A 20,226-nucleotide genomic window follows, 5' to 3' on the forward strand; every position below is an offset into this window, starting at 1 on the left:
GACCCTGCCGCTCCATGCCACGTTTCCCCGAGGACAGCTTCGACCGCCTGCCCGCCCCGTCCGGGCGCGTGGGCGCGCACCGCGGCCCCGTGCCGCGCGGTCGCGGCTGGCGCGTGCTCGCTTGGGCGGCGCTCGCGACGGTGCTGCTCGTGGGTGCGGGCATCGGCTACCTCGCGATCATCGACAACAACAACCAGTTCACGGATGCGCTGGGGGGCGCCGGCTCGTCGACCGCCGCCACCGAGGCGCCGACCCCGACCCCCACGGTCGCGCCGGTCACCGATGGCACCAAGTCGGTCACCGTCCTGAACGGCACCGAGATCGCGGGCCTCGCCACGCGCGTCGGCGACGCGGCGGTCGCGAGCGGCTGGAACGTCGGCTCGCGCGCCAACGCCAGCACCACCGACTTCGCCACCACCACCGTCTACTACGCCGATGCGGCGAACGAGGGGGCGGCGCTCGGCCTCGCCCAGCTGCTCGGCGGGGTGCCGACCGAGCTGAACGCCTCGTTCCCGGGTGCCGACCTCACCGTGGTGCTCGGCACCGACTACGCCGGGCCCGGGCTCACCGACGCGGCGGCGCCGGCCGAGGAGGCGCCGGCGGAAGAAGCCCCGGCCGAGGACGCTCCGGTCGAGTAGCGGCGGCGTCCGCCGGTCGTGCCGGCGGGCATCCTGGACCCCCTCGCGGGGCCCCGTTGTTTCGCGCACGTTTCGACCGTGTTGAGTTGCTGTCACGATGTGTCGAATTCACCCGGATCGGCCGTCGTGCTCGCCGGAGCAGTGATTAGTATCTGGAAATGGGCGTGGCAACCGTGTCACTTCTGCAGAAACACAGCACTTGGGAGTAACGATGGCGAACGGAACCGTGAAGTGGTTCAACGCTGAGAAGGGCTTCGGCTTCATCACGGTCGACGGGGGCGGACAGGACGTGTTCGTGCACTACTCGGCGATCGACATGAGCGGCTACAAGGTCCTCGAGGAGGGCCAGCAGGTCGTCTTCGAGGTCGGCACCGGATCGAAGGGTCCGCAGGCGGAATCGGTCCGTCTGGCCTGACGGCTTCGATCCAGCGAGACGCCCCGCCCTTCTGGGCCGGGGCGTTTCGCCATGCCCGGCGTCGTCACAGGTTCACTTGCACTCGCGCACCCCGAGTGCCAATATTGGTTTAGCACTCATGAAGTTCGAGTGCTAACCGCTGAATCTTTGATGACGTCCAGGGAGGACGAGAAACACACATGGCAAAGATCATTGCTTTCGATGAAGAGGCCCGCCGCGGCCTCGAGCGTGGCCTGAACACGCTCGCCGATGCCGTCAAGGTCACGCTCGGCCCGCGCGGTCGCAACGTCGTCCTCGAGAAGAAGTGGGGCGCCCCCACGATCACCAACGACGGCGTGTCCATCGCCAAGGAGATCGAGCTCGACGACCCCTACGAGAAGATCGGTGCCGAGCTCGTCAAGGAGGTCGCCAAGAAGACCGACGACGTCGCGGGCGACGGAACCACCACCGCGACCGTGCTCGCGCAGGCGCTCGTCAAGGAGGGCCTCCGCAACGTGGCCGCCGGCGCCGACCCCATCAGCCTCAAGAAGGGCATCGAGAAGGCCGTCGCGGCCGTCTCCGCCGAGCTGATCAAGAACGCCAAGGAGATCGAGACCAAGGAAGAGATCGCCGCCACCGCGTCGATCTCCGCCGCCGACCCCGAGATCGGCGCGATCATCGCCGAGGCCATCGACAAGGTCGGCAAGGAGGGTGTCGTCACCGTCGAGGAGTCGAACACCTTCGGCACCGAGCTCGAGCTGACCGAGGGCATGCGCTTCGACAAGGGCTACCTGTCGGCGTACTTCGTCACCGACCCTGAGCGTCAGGAAGCGGTCTTCGAAGACCCCTACATCCTGATCGTCAACTCGAAGGTCTCGAACATCAAGGACCTGCTGCCGATCGTCGACAAGGTCATCCAGACCGGCAAGCAGCTCCTCATCATCGCTGAGGACGTCGACGGCGAGGCCCTGGCCACGCTCGTCGTGAACAAGATCCGCGGCATCTTCAAGTCGGTCGCCGTCAAGGCTCCCGGCTTCGGCGACCGTCGCAAGGCGCAGCTGCAGGACATCGCGATCCTCACCGGCGGCCAGGTCATCTCCGAGGAGGTCGGCCTCAAGCTCGAGAACGTCTCCCTCGACCTTCTCGGCCAGGCCCGCAAGGTCGTCATCACGAAGGACGAGACCACCATCGTCGAGGGTGCCGGCGACGCCGACGCCATCGCCGGTCGCGTGGCTCAGATCCGTGCCGAGATCGAGAACACCGACAGCGACTACGACCGCGAGAAGCTCCAGGAGCGCCTCGCCAAGCTCGCCGGCGGTGTCGCTGTCATCAAGGCCGGTGCCGCCACCGAGGTCGAGCTGAAGGAGCGCAAGCACCGCATCGAAGACGCCGTGCGCAACGCCAAGGCTGCCGTCGAAGAGGGCATCGTCGCCGGTGGTGGCGTCGCCCTCATCCAGGCCGGCAAGACCGCGTTCGCGAACCTCGACCTCGTCGGTGACGAGGCCACCGGTGCGAACATCGTCAAGGTCGCCATCGAGGCGCCCCTGAAGCAGATCGCCTTCAACGCCGGCATGGAGCCGGGTGTCGTCGCCGCCAAGGTGCGCGACCTCGACTACGGCTGGGGCCTGAACGCCGCGACCGGTGAGTACGTCGACCTCCTGGCCGCCGGCATCATCGACCCGGCCAAGGTCACCCGCTCGGCGCTGCAGAACGCCGCGTCGATCGCCGGCCTCTTCCTCACCACCGAGGTCGTCGTCGCCGAGAAGCCCGAGAAGAACCCGGCTCCGGCCGGCGACCCCACTGGTGGCATGGACTTCTAGTCCGCACGGGGTGCCGCGGCTCGCGCCGCGTCACCCCACCCGCGGCTCGCGCCGCACGCACCACCGCACAGGGCGGCTCCTCCGGGAGCCGCCCTTCTGCGTTCACCGACGGTCCTTCGCCGCTCGGATCTCAGCCCGCGGGTGCACCCGGATGACGAAAGCTGCTTTTACCGACTCAGCCATGACCATCTCGGGCAAGCGCGTCAGCGCGCGGCAGCCGGGTGTGCTGCCGCGCGCTTCGCGCTTGCCCTCGGATGCGGTGGCTGGCTAAGCGGCGGGTCGCTGAATGGTACGTCGACGAGTGGTCGGGATCGGTTTCTGCTCCGTGTCGACCCACCTCGGCGGAATCAGATGAGGTGTGCCTTCCTGCATCGTCAGTTTCCACGGTGACTTGTGCAGATGCGAGTGGTGGAAGTGGCAGAGGAGCACGCCGTTGTCGATGTCGGTTCTTCCGGGCGGATGATCGTCCGAGACCCACTCGTTCGCATGATGTGTTTCGCAGAACGAAGGTGGCCGGTCGCAACTGGGCCACACGCAGCCGCCGTCCCGGGCGGCTAGTGCCCTGTTCTGCGCCGCGGTGAAGAGTCGCTTCGCCTTGCCGTGATAGAGCACCTCGCCCTTGTCGCCGAACAGCGTCGCCGCGACCGGCGACGAGCATCGCAGCTGCGCGACGGTGGAGGCGGGGACGGGCTGGTCGATGCCGTCGATCCACCCGACTCCGCGGCCCTTTTCGAGGTCGTCGAGGGTCATATGCACGTTGACCGTGGCGATGGCGCCGTTGATGCGGGGCATGTCGTCCGCCCCGGCGGCACGGGCGATGAGCTCGGTGACGGTGTCGACGTTCTTCTGCGCCTGCGTGCGGCCATCGGCGATCACGTATTCGTCCCCATCGACGAACCGCGGCCCGGCCACTCGGGGGCTCTGCAACGCCCGGATGCTCGAGTGCCACACCCCGCCCTGCTCAGGGGTGAGGGCGAACTTCCCCCGGTACATCCCATCCGGCGCCAGCGCGATCGTCAACGACCGCTGCAGCTGCAGTACCTCATCGCGCGGTTCGGCACCATCGGGGTCGAGCACCTCGCGCAGGTGAATGGCGGCCCTGAACGTCTCGTCGGCGGTCAGCCGGCACGAGAGGGTCTGGTCGACGAGTGTCTCCTCGGCGAGGGCCACGACGTCGGCCGGGCATCCACGGTCCGCGAGCACCCCACACTGCTTCACGATGGCCGTCGCTGCCTCGACCCCGAGCACACCCTCATCGAGCACCCGGGAGACCGCCGGGAACGGCGCCGGCCCCTCGCCACCACCCAGCAGCACGGCACCACGGAGCTTCCGCCCGAGCTCGAGTCGAGCTTTGCACGCCCGCGCCGACGCCCCGGTGACCTTCGCGACGAGCGCGACCGGGCTGGTGAAATTCTGCGACCGGCTGAGCCCCTCGTCGCCCAGCTCGGTTCGCGACCGCACCCCGACCTCACCGGCGAGCTGCACCTGCTGCGCCGACACCGCGCGACCGAGAGCCTCGTAGGCCGCCATCAATTCGAGCAACTCGTCATCACCGAGACCCGCCAAACCCGCGCCAGAACGGCCGCAGACCTTGGCGGCCATCTCAAGGATGCTGACGACTGAACTCATAGTGAGATTCTATCAGAAACAGCTGATGAAATCTCGTTTACCGACTCTGGCCGGAGCGATGGATGCGCCTAGCGCGGGGCCGGAGTCGAAGCGGGGGCTGCCGCCGGCGCCGCGGTGGCGGCCGCGTCCATGAGGGGGAGGGTGACGCGGAAGGTCGCGCCGCCGCCCGGCGTCTCGAGCGCCTGCACCGTGCCGTGGTGCGCCGCTACGATCGACGAGACGATCGCGAGGCCGAGGCCCGAGCCGCCCGTCTCGCGGGTGCGCGAGGAGTCGGCGCGCCAGAAGCGCTGGAAGATCTTCTCGCGGATCTGCGGCGGGATGCCGTCACCGTGGTCCACGATGTCGACCATTGCGACGCCCGCGGCCTCGTCGACCTGCACCACGAGCTCGATCGGGCTGTCGGCGTCGGTGAAGCGCAGCGCATTGCCGATCAGGTTCGTCAGCACCTGCCGGATCTTGTTCTCCTCGGCGAGCACGATCGGCCGCACCGCAGGCGTCAGCTCGATCTCACCGGTCGCGGCGAACTCCTCGGTGCCGTCGAGGGCGGGGTCTCCGGATGCTCCGCCCGCCGTCTTCGGCCGGCGCCGCAGCCGCGCCATGGCCGCGTTCGCCGACGACCGCACCGACGCCGAGGCGCCTTTGCGTGCGGGTGTTCCGATGGGCCCGGTGGCGTCGCCCGGGGTGCCGGCCCCGCCGTCGGGGGTGGCGGAGGACGACCCGGCCGAACGGGCGGCCGACTGCCCCGAGGCGAAGGCCGAGCCGCCCCGCGGAAGCCCCCAGGCCCGCGCGGGCTTCCCGACGGCCGGCGGTGAGGTGGTCTCTGCGGCCGCGGAAGGTTCGGCCGATTCCTGGGGTGCGACGACCGTCTCGGAGGCCATGTCCGACGAGGCACGTGAGAGAGGTGCGGCAGGGATGACGGGTGACACGGCTTCGGCGGGCTCCGTCGTCTCCGCTACGGGATCGGGGGTCGTCGGCGTCACGGGCTCGACCGGTCCGGTCGTGTAGAGCGAGCCGGTCGAGGGCTCACGAGGCTCCGCCGACACGTACAGCGAGGGCTTGGGGCTGCCGGCGGGGGGCTGCTCCTCACCGTCCGGCGGCTGGTACGCCGAGCCGGGTGCGAGGTCCTCGGCGGGCGGGTCGGTCTCCTCCGCGGGCGGCGCCTCGAGCACCGGGCTGAACGGCACGGCAGGCGGGCCGACGGGGGTGCGCACGGTGACCTCGCGGCCAGGGCTCGCGGCACGCGCATCCGATGCCGCATCGATCGAGAGGGGCAGCAGGTCGACGGGGGCGAGCTGCAGGGGCCGGGTCTCGTCGAGTCGGGCCAGCTCGAGCAGGTCCTCGACGAGGGTGCCCATGCGGATCGCCTCCTTCTCGATGCGGTCCATCGCCTGGGCGACGTCATCGGGCGTCTGCAGCGCACCCATGCGGTAGAGCTCGGCGTAGCCGCGCACCGAGACGAGCGGGGTGCGCAGCTCGTGCGAGGCGTCGCCGACGAAGCGGCGCATCTGATCGATCGTGCGCGCGCGGTCGGCGAAGGCGCTGTCGATGCGCGAGAGCATCGTGTTCAACGAGCGGTTCAGGCGCCCGACCTCGGTCTCGGGCATCGCATCCGACATGCGGCGGCTGAAGTCGCCCCCGTCGGCGATGGCCGCGGCGGTGCGTTCCACCTCCCGCAGCGGGCCGAAGGTCGACGTCACGAGCAGTCGCGTCAGCATCGCGCCCAGGATGACCACGCCGATGCCGAAGGCGAGGAAGATCGACAGGTAGGTCGCCGTCGTCTTCTCGGTCTCGACCAGCGACTTCGCGATCACCACCGTGCCGAAGCCGTCGCCGCCGAACAGCTCGACCATCGTCGTGACGGCATGCCACTCCGCGCTGTGGTCGACCGAGTCGACCGTGAAGACCTTGCCGCCGAGCTGGTTCGCGGTGTCGAGGTCGACCAAGGCGGCGGGCATGGTGCCGGAGTCCTTATCGGCCCAGTTGCTGACGATCAGGTTGCCGGAGGCGTCGAGCAGGCCGACGAAGTAGTCGTCAGGCGCGGACGTGATGTCCTGGATGTTGAACGAGGTGCTCGACGCGTTCGGCCCGAGGAAGGGGGAGGGGTCGGCGCTCGCCTGATCGAGCTGCGAGTCGACCTGCTGGAGCAGATACGTGCGCAGCACCACCATGGTGCCGACGCCCGAGACCACCAGCCCGAAGGTCAGCATCAGGACCGTCACACCGGTGATCTTGGTGCGCAGGGAGATGGAGTTCCACTGCCTCAGAATGGCGTGCATGCTGAGGGAAAGGCTACGCCTTGCTCACCTTCAGCATGTACCCGAAGCCGCGCTTGGTCTGGATGAGCGACTCCTCGGTGTGGGCGTCGAGCTTGCGGCGCAGGTAGGAGATGTAGCTCTCGACGATGCCGGCGTCGCCGTTGAAGTCGTACTCCCAGACGTGGTCGAGGATCTGCGCCTTCGACAGCACCCGGTTCGGGTTCAGCATCAGGTAGCGCAGCAGCTTGAACTCGGTAGGCGAGAGCTCGATGGCGGTGTCGCCGACGAAGACCTCGTGCGTGTCCTGATCCATGGTGAGCTCGCCGGCGCGGATGATCGCGTCTTCGTCGGCCTGCATGGTGCGGCGGAGGATGGCCTTGATGCGGGCCACGATCTCGTCGAGGCTGAACGGCTTGGTGACGTAGTCGTCGCCGCCGACGGTGAGGCCGGTGATCTTGTCTTCCGTGTCGTCCTTCGCCGTGAGGAAGAGGATGGGCGCGGTGTAGCCGGCCGCGCGCAGGCGCTTGGTGACGCCGAAGCCGTTCATGTCGGGCAGCATGACGTCGAGGATGATCAGGTCGGGCTCTTCCTCGAGCACCGCCGAGATGGTCTGCGCGCCGTTCGAGACCGCGCGCACGGCGAAGCCGGCGAAGCGGAGGCTCGTGGTGAGCAGGTCGCGGATGTTGGGTTCGTCGTCGACGATCAGGATGCGAGGACCGGTCATGCGCCTATTCTCTGCGGGTTCGCTGGGCGTAGCCTGGGAGCTGGCGGCACGGCGTCCAAGACCGGGCCCGGTCCGCCGCGGCGGCGCTACGCCGCCGCGGGCTCCGCGTCGAGGATCGTGTAGGCGTAGCCCTGCTCGGCGAGGAAGCGCTGGCGGTTCTGGGCGAACTCCTGGTCGACGGTGTCGCGAGCGACGAGCGTGTAGAAGCTCGCCGTGAGGCCCGACTCCTTCGGCCGCAGCAACCGGCCGAGCCGCTGAGCCTCCTCCTGGCGCGAGCCGAACGAGCCCGAGACCTGGATGGCGACGCTCGCCTCCGGCAGGTCGATCGAGAAGTTCGCGACCTTCGAGACCACGAGGATCTTCTCCTCGCCCTCCCGGAAGGCCTGGAACAGCCGCTCCCGCTCGGCCACCGGAGTGGCGCCGGTGATCTGCGGAGCGCCGAGGGCGGCCGAGAGCTGCTCGAGCTGGTCCAGGTACTGACCGATGACGAGGATGCGCTCCCCGCGGTGCTGCTCGATGAGCCGCTTCGTGGCGTCGAGCTTCGCGGGCGCGGTGGCGGCGAGCCGATAGCGCTCGTCGTCCGAGGCGGCGGCGTAGATCATCCGCTCGTCGAAGGGCAGGTCGACCCGCACCTCGAAGCACTCGGCGGGGGAGATGTAGCCCTGGGCCTCGATCTCCTTCCATGGGGCGTCGAAGCGCTTGGGGCCGATCAGGCTGAAGACGTCGCTCTCGCGGCCGTCCTCCCGCACGAGCGTGGCGGTGAGGCCGAGGCGGCGGCGGGCCTGCAGATCGGCGGTGAGCTTGAACACCGGGGCGGGCAGCAGGTGCACCTCGTCGTAGACCACGAGGCCCCAGTCGAGGGCGTCGAGGAGCTCCAGGTGGGCGTACTTGCCGCCGCGCTTGGCGGTGAGGATCTGGTAGGTCGCGATGGTGACCGGCTTGATCTCCTTGAGCTGACCCGAGTACTCGCCGATCTCCTCCTCGGTCAGGCTCGTGCGCTTCAGCAGCTCGGCGCGCCATTGCCTCGCCGAGACCGTGTTCGTGACCAGGATGAGCGTGTTCGTCTTCACTGCCGCCATCGCCGCGGCGCCGACGAGGGTCTTGCCCGCGCCACAGGGCAGCACGACCACGCCCGAGCCGTGCTCGGCGAAGTTGTCGACGGCCTGCTGCTGGTAGCCGCGGAGTTGCCAGCTGGTCTCGTCGAGGTCGATCTCGTGCGGGGTGCCGGGGGTGAAGCCGGCCAGGTCGTCGGCGGGCCAGCCGAGCTTGATCAGCTCCTGCTTGAGCTGCCCGCGGGCCCAGGCCTCGATGCTCCAGGTGCCGTCGTCGTTCTTCTCGGTCAGGAGCGGCGCGACCTTCTTGCCGCGGGTGATCTCGGTCAGCACCGCCGGGTCGGTGGAGCGCAGGGTGAGGATGCCGTCGGGGCGGCGCTCGATCACGAGCTTGCCGTAACGGCCGATGGTCTCGACGATCTCCATCGTCACCGACTGCGGCACCGCGAACTTCGAGTAGCTCTCGAGCGTGGCGAGGATCTCGTCGGCGCTGTGGCCGGCGGCGCGGGCGTTCCATAGGCCGAGGCGGGTGATGCGGTAGGTGTGGATGTGCTCGGGTGCGCGCTCGAGCTCGGCGAAGACGGCGAGCTCGTGGCGGGCTGCTTCGGCCTGCGGATGCGCGACCTCGAGCAGCACGGTGCGGTCGCTTTGGACGATGAGAGGGCCGTCGGGCATAGTCGTCAAGTCTACGTCGGCCTGGGGCGGGGCGGTCGCCCCGGGCTGTCAGAGCGCCGTGAGCCTGACCGTGTTCGCCGTCGGCGCGAACGGCCGCCCGACTCAGAGCGCCGTGAGCTCCACGATGTTCGCCACGGGAACCGTGCGCTCGACGCCGGCCCGCTCGTCCGAGACGCGGAGGCGTCCGTTGGCGAGGCTCAGCGGGGTGACGTCGAGGCGCGTGGTGCTGCCGTCGGGCATCCGCACGCCGATGGTGACGGGGGTGCGGGCGCGCACGGCGCGGTCGAGGAGGCGCGCCGTCCAGGCGTCGGCGTCGTCGGGGGTGCGGCGGGCGGCGTCGCGCAGGCGCAGCACGAGGTCGGTGACGGCAGCGGTCGCCGGTGGCGGGGTGGCGGCGCCCGCCGCGGGGCGGGCCGGCAGCACGCGGGCGCGGCGCATCAGGCGCACGCGGCCGTCGGCGTCCTCGGCGATGACGGGGTAGCGGGCATCCAGCAGCAGCCAGTAGGCGGATGCGGGGGTCGCCCGGGTGGCCAGCGCCCCCTCGCCGTCGCGGCGGAGGCCGAGCGCCGAGAGCGCCTGGTCGGCGGCCAGCGCGGTCAGCAGGGAGGGGTCTGCGCTCTGCACGAGGGTGCGGGGCGGCTCGTCGGCGGCGGTGCTGCGGTGCAGCTCGCTCGCGGGCCGGGAGACGACCCGCACCAGGCCGTGCCGGCGGGCGCCCTCGGTGAGCAGGTAGTCGACCGCCTGCGGGATGCCGGTGAGCGAGAGCGCGCCGAGGAACTCGCGCAGCGACTCCTCGGTCTCGCCCGAGGACAGGGCGCGGTCGATGCTCGGCTGCGAGATGCGGTACGAGGAGGCGACGCCGCGGTTCTCGAGGTCGGCCGCGAGACGGAGCCGGGCGTCGAGGGCGGGGGAGAGGGGGCCGGGAGCGATCACCGAGAGGTCGTGCTGCAGGTAGACCTGGTCGACCTCGGGCGGCAGCTCGGCGTCGAGCGCGGAGGTGTCGCCCGGGGAGGGGGCCGCGTCGGCGGCCGCGGCGGTGCCGGTCGCGGGGGCGGTGCGCCCCGCGTCGGCGGGGGAGTCCGCGGCGTCGAAGAGCGTGCGGCCGAAGAGGGTGAGATGCCCCGACGCCCAGACGCCGAGCAGCTCGCCGCGCTCGGCGGCGTCGAGCAGGGCCGCGTGCATCGGCTCGTCGGCCGCGGGATAGGCGGCGTCGAGGGCGGCGGCGTCGGTGACCCGGGCGGTGCGCAGATGCTCGGGCAGCGGGGCGGGCAGCCCGTCGAGCCAGCGGCGCGCGAGCGCCAGCCAGCGGCCGCCGGGGGAGAGGGCGCTCCAGGCGTCGGCGGACTCCGTCGACAGCAGCTCCTCGCCGTCCACCGCCGCGAGTCCGGCCGCCACGGCGACCTCGGCCAGCGGGCCGACGGCCTCGGGTTCGAGCGAGAGCAGGGGCGCGAGGCGCTTCTCCTCGGCGACCGAGACGCCGCCCCGCGCTCGCACCCGGGCGGGGGCGACGCGCAGCTGCTGAACGAGCTCGGCCACGGCGGTGATCGCGGTGAAGGCGCGCTCGCGGGCGGTCGCGGCGACCGGTTCGGGCACCTCGGTGGTGTCGTCGGCCGTAGGGGTGCGCCGAGCATCCTGAGCCCGGTCGGCGGCGTCGGCCTGAGGGGTGTGTCGGGCATCCTGAACCCCGTGGCCATCGGGCAGCGGATGCTCGGCCAGCACCAGCCCGGCCGTCTCGGCGACCTCGGGGGGAACGCTCGGGCCGGCGTCGGCATCGGGGATGACGAGGGCCAGCGCAACCGCGGTGTCGAGGTCGGCGGGCGCGGCGCCGGACGCGAGGCGCTCGAGCTCGGTGCGCGGCAGGGTGCGCAGGGCCGGACGGATCGAGGCGGGGTCGAGCAGCGCGTCGGCCAGGTCGAAGAAGTCGCGGAGCTCGCGGGGAGGCGGCTGCCGGGTCAGCAGCAGCGGGATGAGTGCGTCGTCGTCGAGGCGGGTGAGCCGGCGGGCGAGCGGGAGCGGATCGCTCATTTACTCCCGCGGGCATCCTGCCGGCGACGGCGGATGCTGATGATGAGCAGCACGAAGATCAGCACGAAGCCGATCGGCAGACCGAAGTACGGCACGAAGAAGACGACCTGCCAGATCTGCAGGTCGTAGTTCAGCGTCTGGGTGGCCAGGCCGATGAGCAGGGCGACGAACGCGAGCACCGAGAGACCGATCACCGCGGCGATCATGAAGGTCAGCGACCGCTGCACTCGGCTCGGCGGGGTGTTCTCGGCATCACTCACAGTCCGAGGATACCGGCACGGGTAGTCTGGTAGTCGGCCACGAGCGGTATTCGGGCCGATTACACGAGGAGATGCACGATGCCCACCGGCAAGGTCAAGTTCTACGACGACGAGAAGGGCTTCGGCTTCATCAGCAGCGATGACGGCCAAGAAGTGTTCCTGCACGCGTCCGCCCTGCCTGCGGGTACGACCGTCAAGGCGGGCACCAAGCTCGAGTTCGGCATCGCCGACGGCAAGCGCGGCGCCCAGGCGCTCTCGGTGCGGGTGCTCGAGGCGCCCCCGAGCCTCGTGAAGATGTCGCGCAAGCCGGCCGACGACATGGCCGTCATCATCGAAGACCTGGTGAAGGTGCTCGACTCGATCGGCGGCAACCTCAAGCGCGGCCGCTACCCCGACAACGCCCACAGCCGCAAGATCGCGGCCCTGCTGCGCAAGGTCGCCGACGAGCTGGACGCGTGATGACGGATGCCCGTGCCGCCGCTTCCGGCGACGGTGACGAGACCGTGCCCGCTGCCGAACCCGCGTCGCCCGTGGCCGACGCCGAGGTCGAGACCGACTCTGTCGAGGCTGACCCGGTCGAGGTCGAGGTCGAGGTCGAGGTCGAGGTCGTCGAGCTGGCGGCGGAGGTCGTCACGGTCGAGCCTGACGGCATCGAGGTCGTGGAGATCGCCGAGGTGATCGAGACCGCCGAGGTGCTCGAGGTCCTGGACGAGCTGGACGCTGGCGACGACGCCGCCATCGTGGCCGAGCCCGCCGTGGATGAGGACGAGGCTGAGCCCGCGGGGGACAACGCCGAGGACGAGGTCGCAGCGGAGCCTGTCGCGGACGAGGTCGAGGATGAGGTCGTCGCGGTCGAGGCGAAGCCGGAGCCCGTCGTGGACGAGGTGCTGCTGAAGGCCGTGGAGCTCGCGCGGAGCGCGCTGCGGGAGATCACGCCCGGCGCGACCGTCGGTGAGGTCATCGGGCATCGCGCCGAAGAGGACCACGTGCTGAGCCTCTTCTTCGCGACCCGGCTGCCCGGCTACCCCGGATGGCACTGGACCGTCACGCTCGGCCGCGTCGACGCCGACTCCGCGCCGTCGGTGCTCGAGGTCGAGCTGCTGCCGGGCGAGGGCGCCCTCGTGGCCCCCGACTGGCTGCCCTGGTCGGAGCGCCTCGCCGAGTACCAGCTGGCTCAGGAGCTCGCGGCGGCCCAGGCCGGCGACGACTCCGACGACGACGAGTCCGACGAGGACGACTCCGACGACGAGTCGGACGACGCCGACGATGATGACGACGACACCGATGACGACGACGAGGAGTCGGACGACGACCTCGACGACGCGGACGACGTGCTCGACCTCGACGACGGCATCGACATCGACGACCACGTGACCGACGACGACGAGCTCGACGGCTCCACGGATGCCTCCGACGACGCGGACGACGACGAATCGGACGATGACGAGGGCGACGACTCGGACGAGGATCTCGACGATCCGCACGCGGAGGGCCCCGCATCCGGCCGCTGGTGACGGCGGAGGACGAGCGGAACCGGGTGGCGCATCCGCTGCACCACCCGGCCTGAGAGCCCGGCGGGTCAGGCCGCCAGGGCCTCCACGACGTAGTCGATCGCCGCGATGAGCTGCTTCACGTCGGACGGCTCGATGGCGACGAAGGTAGCGACGCGCAGCTGGTTGCGGCCGAGCTTGCGGTAGGGCTCCGTGTCGACGATGCCGTTCTGGCGCAGCACCTTGGCGACGGCGGCCGCGTCGACCGAGTCGTCGAAGTCGATCGTCACGACGACCTGCGAGCGGTGCGACGGATCGGCGACGAACGGCCGGGCGAACGAGGTGCTCTCGGCCCACTCGTACAGCGAGCCCGACGACTCCGCCGTGCGGGCCGAGGCCCAGGGCAGGCCGCCGTTGCCGTTGATCCACGACACCTGGTCGTCGAGCATGACCAGCGTCGCGATGGCCGGGGTGTTCAGCGTCTGGTTCAGCCGCGAGTTGTCGACGGCGTTCTTCAGGCTGAGGAACTCGGGGATGTACCGGCCGGACGCTGCGACCGTCTCGACCCGCTCGAGCGCGGCCGGCGACATCAGGGCGAACCACAGGCCGCCGTCGCTGGCGAAGTTCTTCTGCGGGGCGAAGTAGTAGACGTCGGCCTCGGCCGCGTCGAAGTCGATGCCGCCCGCGGCGCTCGTGGCGTCGACCACGGTCAGCGCACCCGCGTCGCCGTGCACCCGTCGAACCGGGGCCATCACGCCGGTGGAGGTCTCGTTGTGCGGCCAGGCGTAGACGTCGACGCCCTCCAGCACCTCGATCTCCCCGCGCGATCCCGCCTCGGACTTGACGACGTGCGGCGCCTGGAGCCATGGGGCTCCGGCGGCGGCGGCGAACTTCGAGCCGAACTCGCCGAACGAGAGGTTCTCGGCGCGGTTCTGGATCAACCCGAAGGCCGCGGCGTCCCAGAAGGCGGTCGAGCCGCCGTTGCCGAGCACGACCTCATAGCCCTCGGGCAGGGAGAACAGCGACGACAGGCCCTCGCGCACCGACCCGACGAGGTTCTTGACCGGCGCCTGGCGGTGGCTCGTGCCGAGCAGCGATGCGCCGCGGGTGAGCAGGTCTTCGAGCTGACCGGGGCGCACCTTCGAGGGGCCGCAGCCGAAGCGCCCGTCTACGGGGAGTCGGTCGGTGGGAATCTGGATCTCGGCCATGGGCACCATAGTATCGACGCGGGCACCCGCCTCGATGTCGCGGCGAAACACTAGGCTGGGTTAGGTACGCCTCACATGGCCGCAAGGAGTATTCACTTGGCAGATCTGATCGACACCACCGAGATGTATCTCCGCACCATCCTCGAACTCGAGGAGGAGAACATCAACCCCCTGCGCGCTCGCATCTCCGAGCGCCTCGGGCACTCGGGCCCCACCGTGTCTCAGACCGTCGGCCGCATGGAGCGCGACGGCCTGGTCGTCGTCTCGCTCGACCGCCACCTCGAGCTCACCGAGGTCGGCCGCAAAAAGGCCATCTCCGTGATGCGCAAGCACCGGCTCGCCGAGCGACTGCTGAGCGACGTCATCGGCCTCGAGTGGGAGCTCGTGCACGACGAGGCGTGCCGCTGGGAGCACGTGATGAGCGAGCAGGTGGAGCGGCGCATCCTCGAGATGCTCGACCACCCCACCGAGTCGCCCTACGGCAACCCCATCCCGGGTCTGGATGCGTTCGGCGACAAGGAGTCGATCCCCTTCACCAAGGGCGTCGTCAACATCGTCACCCTCGTGCACGGCGCGGTCGGGCCGCAGACCAAGACCATCCGCCGGCTCGGCGAGCCCGCGCAGGTCGACCCCGAGCTGCTGCTGCAGCTGAAGCAGGCCGGTGTGGTGCCGGGCAACTCCGCCGCTTTCACCGCCGTCGGCTCCTACGTTCTGGTAGAGGTCGAAGGTTTCGACGAGGGCATCGAACTGCCCAACGAGGTCGCAAGCCATATATTCGTTGGCATCTAGCCGGGTCGGCGTCGACGGGCGTTACCGAAATGTTAAAAACACCCCGTTTCAAGGTGACAAAGCCAGCACCCTCCCGTATTCTCTAACGAGTCCACCGGCCCCCGAATGGCGGCGGACACGGGCCAAGACACCTCGATTCCCGTCTCTTGGCCGCTGACTGCACACGGACTCGGTGTGGACGGGAGCAGCTGCCCTTGCTGCGAGAGGTGCCGGAGGAAAATAATCTTGGCCCCACTTGGTGATTCGCTCGACAACGAGCAGAACCCCGACAACGACCGACCCGAACAGCCGATGACCCGGCGCCGCCTGCGAGAGCTCGAAGCTCTGACCTCCGCAGCAGCGAGCACGGCGGTCGAGGCTCCCTCGAAGGACTTGGTTCTCGCCGTGCCCGCGCCCAGTGCGCAGGCCCGTGCCACCACGACCGCTCTCGAGGTGAAGAAGCCGGCTCCCGTCGCGACGCAGCGGCCGAGCATCCGGATGCCGCGGTTCGCGAAGCCGTCGAAGAAGAGCGCCGGCCGCGCGGTCGTCATGACCTTCGCCGCCGCACTCGTGGCCACCATGGCCCTGCCCGCCTACGCCTTCGGCGGCGGCGGCAGCTTCGAGGCCGGTGTGGCCACCGACGGCGAGCTCGCCGGCAACCAGACTCTCGTGGTGCCCGACGCCTCGGCCGCCCTCGCGGTGAGCCGCGACAACTACACGGCTCCCACGCCCGAGGAGCTGCAGGCCAGCCGTGAGCGCGCCGCCGCCGCGGTCGCCGCCACCCAGGCCGCCGCCGCCCGCGAGGCCGCCGCAGCGTCAGCGGCCACCGCCGCAGCAGCTGCCGCTGAGAAGGGCTCCTCCGCAGGATCGAGCGCCTTCACCGTGAACCCGCCCTCGGGCGCGTACAGCGGTGCCGCGGTCGTCGAGTTCGCCGAGCAGTTCGTCGGCAAGGTTCCCTACGGCAGCGGCGCGAGCCCCGACACCAGCTTCGGCTGCGACGGCCTCACCCAGTACGTCTTCGGTCAGTTCGGCATCTACCTGCCCCGCCTCGTCAGCAACCAGGCGGCGCTCGGGATCCCGATCGCTCCCGGCGACGCGCAGGCGGGCGACCTGATCGTCTGGCCCATCGGTCACATCGGCATCTACGACGGCGCCGGCGGAACGATCGACTCGCCCGACTGGGGCCGCTACGTCGAGCACCGCCCGCTGTGGGGCAGCTACTACTTCGTGCGGATCGTCTAGCCGGTCGAGTCCCGACCGGCCAGATCGGCTGCCGAGTATCCGCTCGAGGAGTGTAAACACTTCGTTACCAGCACCTGAATCGGCGCGCTACCTGTAGGTGGCGCGCCGATTCTGTCGTATCCTGGCGCTCTGATCGTCTCGAGAACCCGGAGAGCCAGATGACGCAGAGCAGGAGCATCCCCACCACGGATCGCCTCGTGCTGCGCGTCCGCCGGCACACGAGTGGGCTGAGTCAGAGCCAGATACCCGGTTCTGAGAGTAAGGCGCTGTCATCATGACGGCGCCTTTTTTTGTGCCCTCCCGTCTCCCCGTTCGCCCGATGAGCGGATGCACGTCGAACACCTGGAAGCCGTCCAGGTCTCTTCGAAAGGGAGAGCATGCGAACACTGGTACTCAACGCAGGATATGAGCCGCTCGGCGTCGTGTCGTTCAAGCGGGCCCTCGTGCTCGTGCTGAACGACAAGGCCCGGGTGCTGGCACGGGATGCCGAGCATCCGGTGCACGGCATCGACACCGACTTCGACCGCCCGGCCGTCATCCTGCTCACCCGCTACGTGCGGGTGCCCACGAATCGGATGATGCCGGTCTCACGCCGCGGCGTGCTGAGACGCGACTCGCAGCGCTGCGGGTACTGCGGCGGGTCGGCCAGCACGATCGACCACGTGCAGCCCCGGTCGCGGGGCGGGAAGGACACCTGGGAGAACCTCGTGGCCTGCTGCCTGCGCTGCAACAACGTCAAGGGCGATCGCACGCCGGCCGAGATGGGGTGGTCGCTGCGGTTCGCACCGCGGATGCCGCACCAGGCCGGGTGGACCGTGAAGGGCGCGGAGCGGGTCGAACCGGCGTGGGATCCGTTCCTCGCGGTGGCCGCCTGAGCGGTGGTGCTGATGGTCAGCGCGGCGGCGTGCGCGCGGGCACGGGGCGCCTGAGCGGTGGTGATCTCTCAGGCGCCGGCCGTGCATCCGCTCGTCGTCAGAAGCTGAGCAGGATCTTGCCGCGTCGGCCGGGCACGGCGCTCGCGGCGGCGGCCTCGCGGCCCTGCTCGATCGGGTAGACGGCCTCGACGGGCAGCTCGACCTCGCCCGAGCCGACGCGCTGGAGCAGCTCGCCGAAGAGGGCGTTGCGCTTGGCCGGGTCCATCTCACGGCTGACGGTGCTGCCCCAGAAGCCCTTGACGGTGGCCTGCTTGAAGATCAGGTCACCCGAGGAGATCTGCAGCTGCCCCGACTCCATCGCGCCGAACGAGACGAGCGTGCCGTTCTCACCGAGGAGCGACAGCAGCTCTCCGGCCGAAGCTCCGCCCACCGAATCGACGGCGGCCCGCGGGCTCGCGCCGTCGAGCAGCTCGGCCACCCGGTCGCGCCAGCCGTCGTTCTCGGTCGACACGACGTCGTGGATGCCCACCCGGGCCAGCTCGTCGACACCGGCGTCGCGGCGCACGAGCCCGAGCACGCGCACTCCGCGCGCGGCGGCGAACTTGGCGAGCAGCTTGCCGACGGCGCCGTTCGCGGTGTTCTGCAGGATCCAGTCGCCCTCCTTCACCTCGAGGAAGTCGAGCAGGCTGAGGGCGCTGAACGGCATCGACACGAGCTGGGCCGCGGTCTCGTCGCTGATCGAGTCGGGCACGGGGATGAGGCCGGCCGCCTTGGTGACGAAGTACTCGCTCCAGACGCCGAAAGTACCGCCGGTGGCGACGCGCTGGCCGACGGTCAGGGTGTCGACGCCCTCGCCGAGCGCGTCGACGACGCCCACGGCCTCGGTGCCGGACTGCGCGGGCAGCTCGGGCTTGTAGCCGTAGGTGCCGCGGATCGTCCAGAGGTCGTGGTTGTGGATGGGGGAGAGGACGGTGCGGACGCGCACCTCGCCGGCTGCGGGCTCGGGGGTGGGCAGCTCGGTGACGTCGAGGACGTCGGCGGCGTCGCCGAAGGTGGCGTGGGTGAGGGCGCGCATGGGGTCTCCTTGGGGGGTTGGTTCGTGGCTTGTCGGGTGCGGGTTGAGGTTCGGGTGGGTCAGGGGCTGTCGGGTCAGATGCTGTCGGGTCAGGGGCTGTCGAGCAGGCGGTCGGTGGCGCGAAGGGCGGCCACGAAGGGCGTGCCGTCGCGGGCGAGGCGGTCGAGCAGGGCGGCTCCGAGCCAGAGCTGGTAGAGCGCCTCGGCGAGCTCGCGGGCCGGAGCCCCGGCGGCGATCGAGCCGTCGGCCTGGCCCTCGGCGACGACGCCGGCGAACAGCGCCACGAGGGCGGCGACGCCGTCGGCGAGGGCGACGCGCATCCGCTCGGAGAAGCCGGAGACCTCGGCCGACAGCTGCACCACGAGGCACCGCCCGGCTGAGGCGCTGCCGGCCCGCGCGGCCCAGGCGTCGCCGAGCAGGCGGATGCGCTCGCGCCCCGTGCCCGGCCGGGCGAGCAGGGCGTCGACCGCGGCGAGATAGGTCTCGACGTAGCGCTCGAGCACGGCGACGCCGAAGCCCTCTTTCGAGGAGAAGTAGTGGTAGAACGAGCCCTTCGGCACTCCGCAGGTGGTCAGGATCTCCTGCAGGCCGACGCCGGTGAAGCCCTTCGCGAGCATCAGCTCCTCGCCGGTGGCGAGGATCGAGCCGCGCGTCTGCTCGGCTTTGGCGGTGAGGGTCATGCACCCACCCTACGCTTGAATAGACCAGTCGTCTAGCGCCATCGACCCGGGGAGGCGGCTAAACTCGGGACGTCAGCCTCTGTAGCTCAATGGAAGAGCAGTTCCGTCCTAAGGAAAGGGTTGGGGGTTCGAGTCCCTCCAGGGGCACCCCGCCGTCCAGGCGCCCGAGTCGGGTCGCCGTCGCGCTGCATGCCTGGGCGGCCGTGGCAAGGGCCTGGCGGCACCGATTCTCCGGGGCAGGTTGAGTGGTGGATGCGGTCGGTTTCGAGTCACCGGTCACACCCTCCCACCGACTCTCTGGAGGACCCGATGAGTACGACCGACACGGCAGGCACGAGAAGCAAGGGTGCACCCGACCCGGACGACCCGCGCAAGCCGGACGGCCCCACCGACCTGAAGAAGCGGTCCTGGACGTACGTGCTGAAGAAGACGGCCCGCGAGTTCGGTGCCGACCAGTGCACCGACATCGCTGCGAGCCTCACGTACTACGCCGTCCTCGCGCTCTTCCCGGCGCTGATCGCGATCTTCTCGCTGCTCGGCGTCTTCGGTCAGGGCCAGGCGGCCACCGACGCCATCCTGGGCATCGTCGATGACGTCGCCCCGGGCGGCACCGCCGACGTCGTACGCGGCCCGATCGAGCAGTTCGCGAGCTCACCCGCAGCCGGCTTCGCGCTGATCGCCGGCCTGGTGGTGGCGGTCTGGTCGGCATCCGGCTACGTCACCGCCTTCAGTCGCGCGATGAACCGCATCTACGAGATCGAGGAGGGGCGGCCGTTCTGGAAGCTCAAGCCGGTGCAGCTGCTCGTGACGCTCGTCTCACTCATCCTGATCGTCATCGCCGCCCTCATCCTCGTGATCTCGGGCCCTGTCGCCGATGCCGTCGGATCGGCCCTCGGCATCGGCGAGACGGCGACGACCATCTGGTCGATCGCCAAGTGGCCGGTGCTCGCGCTCGTGGTGGTGCTGATCCTCGCGATCCTCTACTACGCGACACCGAACGCGAAGCAGCCGAAGTTCCGCTGGATGAGCATGGGGGCGCTCCTCGCCATCGTCGTGCTCGTCATCGCGACGGTCGCCTTCGGCTTCTACGTGGCGAACTTCTCGAACTACGACAAGACCTACGGCTCCCTGGCCGGGGTCGTGATCTTCCTGCTGTGGCTCTGGATCGTGAACAACGCCATCCTGTTCGGTGCCGAGTTCGACGCCGAGCTCGAACGCGGCCGGCAGCTCCAGGCCGGGATCGCGGCCGAGGAGGACATCCAGCTCCCGCCGCGCGACACGAGGAAGAGCGACAAGGCGGCCGCCAAGGAGGAGAAGGACGTCGCCGAGGGGCGCCGCATCCGGGAGCGCACCGGCAAGTAGGCCAGAACGGCCCGACCCGGCCGGGCGGCGCGGGTCGGGCCGGTCGGCCGGGAC

General features: G+C 70.1%; 18 protein-coding genes and 1 tRNA gene. 10 read left to right on the plus strand and 9 right to left on the minus strand.

Annotation, left to right across the window (positions count from 1 at the left end; genetic code table 11):
• The first annotated feature begins 14 nt into the window (after positions 1–14).
• The 3 genes from HQQ85_RS16170 to groL all read left to right on the plus strand — a co-directional run bounded on the left by HQQ85_RS16170 (position 15) and on the right by groL (position 2,852).
• Positions 15–638 (plus strand): LytR C-terminal domain-containing protein, encoded by a 624-nt coding sequence (locus HQQ85_RS16170; protein ID WP_173183528.1) that lies wholly within the window; start codon positions 15–17, stop codon positions 636–638.
• 211 nt (positions 639–849) lie between these two features.
• Positions 850–1,053, plus strand: coding sequence for a cold-shock protein (locus HQQ85_RS16175; RefSeq protein WP_173183529.1), 204 nt, complete (start codon positions 850–852; stop codon positions 1,051–1,053).
• Positions 1,054–1,232: 179 nt separating this feature from the next.
• Positions 1,233–2,852 (plus strand): chaperonin GroEL, encoded by a 1,620-nt coding sequence (gene groL / locus HQQ85_RS16180; protein ID WP_173183530.1) that lies wholly within the window; start codon positions 1,233–1,235, stop codon positions 2,850–2,852.
• 267 nt (positions 2,853–3,119) lie between these two features.
• On the opposite strand, the gene HQQ85_RS16185 is transcribed toward groL, so the two are convergent.
• The 6 genes from HQQ85_RS16185 to HQQ85_RS16215 form a co-directional block, all read right to left on the minus strand.
• Positions 3,120–4,481, minus strand: a complete 1,362-nt coding sequence (locus HQQ85_RS16185) for an HNH endonuclease signature motif containing protein (protein WP_173183531.1) — start codon at positions 4,479–4,481, stop codon at positions 3,120–3,122.
• Between the two features lie 68 nt (positions 4,482–4,549).
• Entirely contained in the window at positions 4,550–6,757 is a 2,208-nt protein-coding gene (locus tag HQQ85_RS21135) for an ATP-binding protein (RefSeq protein ID WP_254069475.1), read from the minus strand.
• 13 nt (positions 6,758–6,770) lie between these two features.
• Positions 6,771–7,460, minus strand: coding sequence for a response regulator transcription factor (locus tag HQQ85_RS16200; protein ID WP_066040896.1), 690 nt, complete (start codon positions 7,458–7,460; stop codon positions 6,771–6,773).
• Between the two features lie 86 nt (positions 7,461–7,546).
• Positions 7,547–9,187 carry a DNA repair helicase XPB gene (locus HQQ85_RS16205; protein WP_173183532.1) on the minus strand — a complete coding sequence of 547 codons (1,641 nt, stop codon included), beginning with the start codon at positions 9,185–9,187 and terminating at the stop codon, positions 7,547–7,549.
• Positions 9,188–9,289: 102 nt separating this feature from the next.
• On the minus strand, positions 9,290–11,212 hold the full coding sequence (locus tag HQQ85_RS16210) for a helicase-associated domain-containing protein (RefSeq protein WP_173183533.1): 1,923 nt from the start codon (positions 11,210–11,212) through the stop codon (positions 9,290–9,292).
• Complete coding sequence (locus tag HQQ85_RS16215) at positions 11,209–11,472, minus strand: hypothetical protein (RefSeq protein ID WP_173183534.1); 264 nt, start codon at positions 11,470–11,472, stop codon at positions 11,209–11,211. The genes HQQ85_RS16210 and HQQ85_RS16215 overlap by 4 nt, the downstream gene beginning before the upstream one ends.
• Positions 11,473–11,550: 78 nt before the next feature.
• Between HQQ85_RS16215 and HQQ85_RS16220 the strand changes: the two genes are divergently transcribed.
• On the plus strand, positions 11,551–11,931 hold the full coding sequence (locus HQQ85_RS16220; RefSeq protein WP_173183535.1) for a cold-shock protein: 381 nt from the start codon (positions 11,551–11,553) through the stop codon (positions 11,929–11,931).
• Positions 11,931–12,986: a DUF3027 domain-containing protein gene (locus tag HQQ85_RS16225; protein ID WP_173183536.1), complete on the plus strand. Its 1,056-nt coding sequence runs from the start codon at positions 11,931–11,933 to the stop codon at positions 12,984–12,986. The genes HQQ85_RS16220 and HQQ85_RS16225 overlap by 1 nt, the downstream gene beginning before the upstream one ends.
• Before the next feature lie 65 nt (positions 12,987–13,051).
• Here the strand turns inward: HQQ85_RS16225 and serC are convergent, their stop codons facing one another.
• Positions 13,052–14,170, minus strand: a complete 1,119-nt coding sequence (gene serC, locus HQQ85_RS16230) for a phosphoserine transaminase (protein WP_173183537.1) — start codon at positions 14,168–14,170, stop codon at positions 13,052–13,054.
• A 96-nt stretch (positions 14,171–14,266) separates the two neighbouring features.
• On the opposite strand from serC, the gene HQQ85_RS16235 reads away from it, so the two are divergent.
• From HQQ85_RS16235 to HQQ85_RS16245, 3 genes are all read left to right on the plus strand, one after another.
• Positions 14,267–14,959: a metal-dependent transcriptional regulator gene (locus HQQ85_RS16235; protein ID WP_173183538.1), complete on the plus strand. Its 693-nt coding sequence runs from the start codon at positions 14,267–14,269 to the stop codon at positions 14,957–14,959.
• Between the two features lie 225 nt (positions 14,960–15,184).
• Positions 15,185–16,180 (plus strand): C40 family peptidase, encoded by a 996-nt coding sequence (locus tag HQQ85_RS16240; protein WP_173183539.1) that lies wholly within the window; start codon positions 15,185–15,187, stop codon positions 16,178–16,180.
• 377 nt (positions 16,181–16,557) lie between these two features.
• Positions 16,558–17,055 carry an HNH endonuclease gene (locus tag HQQ85_RS16245; protein WP_173183540.1) on the plus strand — a complete coding sequence of 166 codons (498 nt, stop codon included), beginning with the start codon at positions 16,558–16,560 and terminating at the stop codon, positions 17,053–17,055.
• A gap of 97 nt (positions 17,056–17,152) precedes the next feature.
• Here the strand turns inward: HQQ85_RS16245 and HQQ85_RS16250 are convergent, their stop codons facing one another.
• Positions 17,153–18,130: a zinc-binding dehydrogenase gene (locus tag HQQ85_RS16250; protein WP_173183541.1), complete on the minus strand. Its 978-nt coding sequence runs from the start codon at positions 18,128–18,130 to the stop codon at positions 17,153–17,155.
• Between the two features lie 89 nt (positions 18,131–18,219).
• Positions 18,220–18,810: a TetR/AcrR family transcriptional regulator gene (locus tag HQQ85_RS16255; RefSeq protein ID WP_173183542.1), complete on the minus strand. Its 591-nt coding sequence runs from the start codon at positions 18,808–18,810 to the stop codon at positions 18,220–18,222.
• Positions 18,811–18,885: 75 nt separating this feature from the next.
• On the opposite strand from HQQ85_RS16255, the gene HQQ85_RS16260 reads away from it, so the two are divergent.
• A tRNA-Arg gene (locus HQQ85_RS16260) sits at positions 18,886–18,957 on the plus strand.
• A 162-nt stretch (positions 18,958–19,119) separates the two neighbouring features.
• Positions 19,120–20,172: a YihY/virulence factor BrkB family protein gene (locus HQQ85_RS16265; RefSeq protein WP_173183543.1), complete on the plus strand. Its 1,053-nt coding sequence runs from the start codon at positions 19,120–19,122 to the stop codon at positions 20,170–20,172.
• Positions 20,173–20,226 lie beyond the last annotated feature (54 nt).

The sequence above is a fragment of the Herbiconiux sp. VKM Ac-2851 genome, assembly GCF_013205105.1.
GTDB classification, from domain to species: domain Bacteria; phylum Actinomycetota; class Actinomycetes; order Actinomycetales; family Microbacteriaceae; genus Herbiconiux; species Herbiconiux flava.

What these genes read in the sequence shown, in the direction of transcription:
- HQQ85_RS16250 (WP_173183541.1), bottom strand. Translation starts at nt 18,130, where the DNA reads ATGCGCGCCCTCACCCACGCCACCTTCGGCGACGCCGCCGACGTCCTC.
- HQQ85_RS16220 (WP_173183535.1), top strand. Translation starts at nt 11,551, where the DNA reads ATGCCCACCGGCAAGGTCAAGTTCTACGACGACGAGAAGGGCTTCGGC.
- HQQ85_RS16200 (WP_066040896.1), bottom strand. Translation starts at nt 7,460, where the DNA reads ATGACCGGTCCTCGCATCCTGATCGTCGACGACGAACCCAACATCCGC.
- HQQ85_RS16265 (WP_173183543.1), top strand. Translation starts at nt 19,120, where the DNA reads ATGAGTACGACCGACACGGCAGGCACGAGAAGCAAGGGTGCACCCGAC.
- HQQ85_RS16170 (WP_173183528.1), top strand. Translation starts at nt 15, where the DNA reads ATGCCACGTTTCCCCGAGGACAGCTTCGACCGCCTGCCCGCCCCGTCC.
- serC (WP_173183537.1), bottom strand. Translation starts at nt 14,170, where the DNA reads ATGGCCGAGATCCAGATTCCCACCGACCGACTCCCCGTAGACGGGCGC.
- HQQ85_RS16225 (WP_173183536.1), top strand. Translation starts at nt 11,931, where the DNA reads ATGACGGATGCCCGTGCCGCCGCTTCCGGCGACGGTGACGAGACCGTG.
- HQQ85_RS16205 (WP_173183532.1), bottom strand. Translation starts at nt 9,187, where the DNA reads ATGCCCGACGGCCCTCTCATCGTCCAAAGCGACCGCACCGTGCTGCTC.
- HQQ85_RS16245 (WP_173183540.1), top strand. Translation starts at nt 16,558, where the DNA reads ATGCGAACACTGGTACTCAACGCAGGATATGAGCCGCTCGGCGTCGTG.
- HQQ85_RS21135 (WP_254069475.1), bottom strand. Translation starts at nt 6,757, where the DNA reads ATGCACGCCATTCTGAGGCAGTGGAACTCCATCTCCCTGCGCACCAAG.
- HQQ85_RS16255 (WP_173183542.1), bottom strand. Translation starts at nt 18,810, where the DNA reads ATGACCCTCACCGCCAAAGCCGAGCAGACGCGCGGCTCGATCCTCGCC.
- HQQ85_RS16175 (WP_173183529.1), top strand. Translation starts at nt 850, where the DNA reads ATGGCGAACGGAACCGTGAAGTGGTTCAACGCTGAGAAGGGCTTCGGC.
- HQQ85_RS16210 (WP_173183533.1), bottom strand. Translation starts at nt 11,212, where the DNA reads ATGAGCGATCCGCTCCCGCTCGCCCGCCGGCTCACCCGCCTCGACGAC.
- groL (WP_173183530.1), top strand. Translation starts at nt 1,233, where the DNA reads ATGGCAAAGATCATTGCTTTCGATGAAGAGGCCCGCCGCGGCCTCGAG.
- HQQ85_RS16185 (WP_173183531.1), bottom strand. Translation starts at nt 4,481, where the DNA reads ATGAGTTCAGTCGTCAGCATCCTTGAGATGGCCGCCAAGGTCTGCGGC.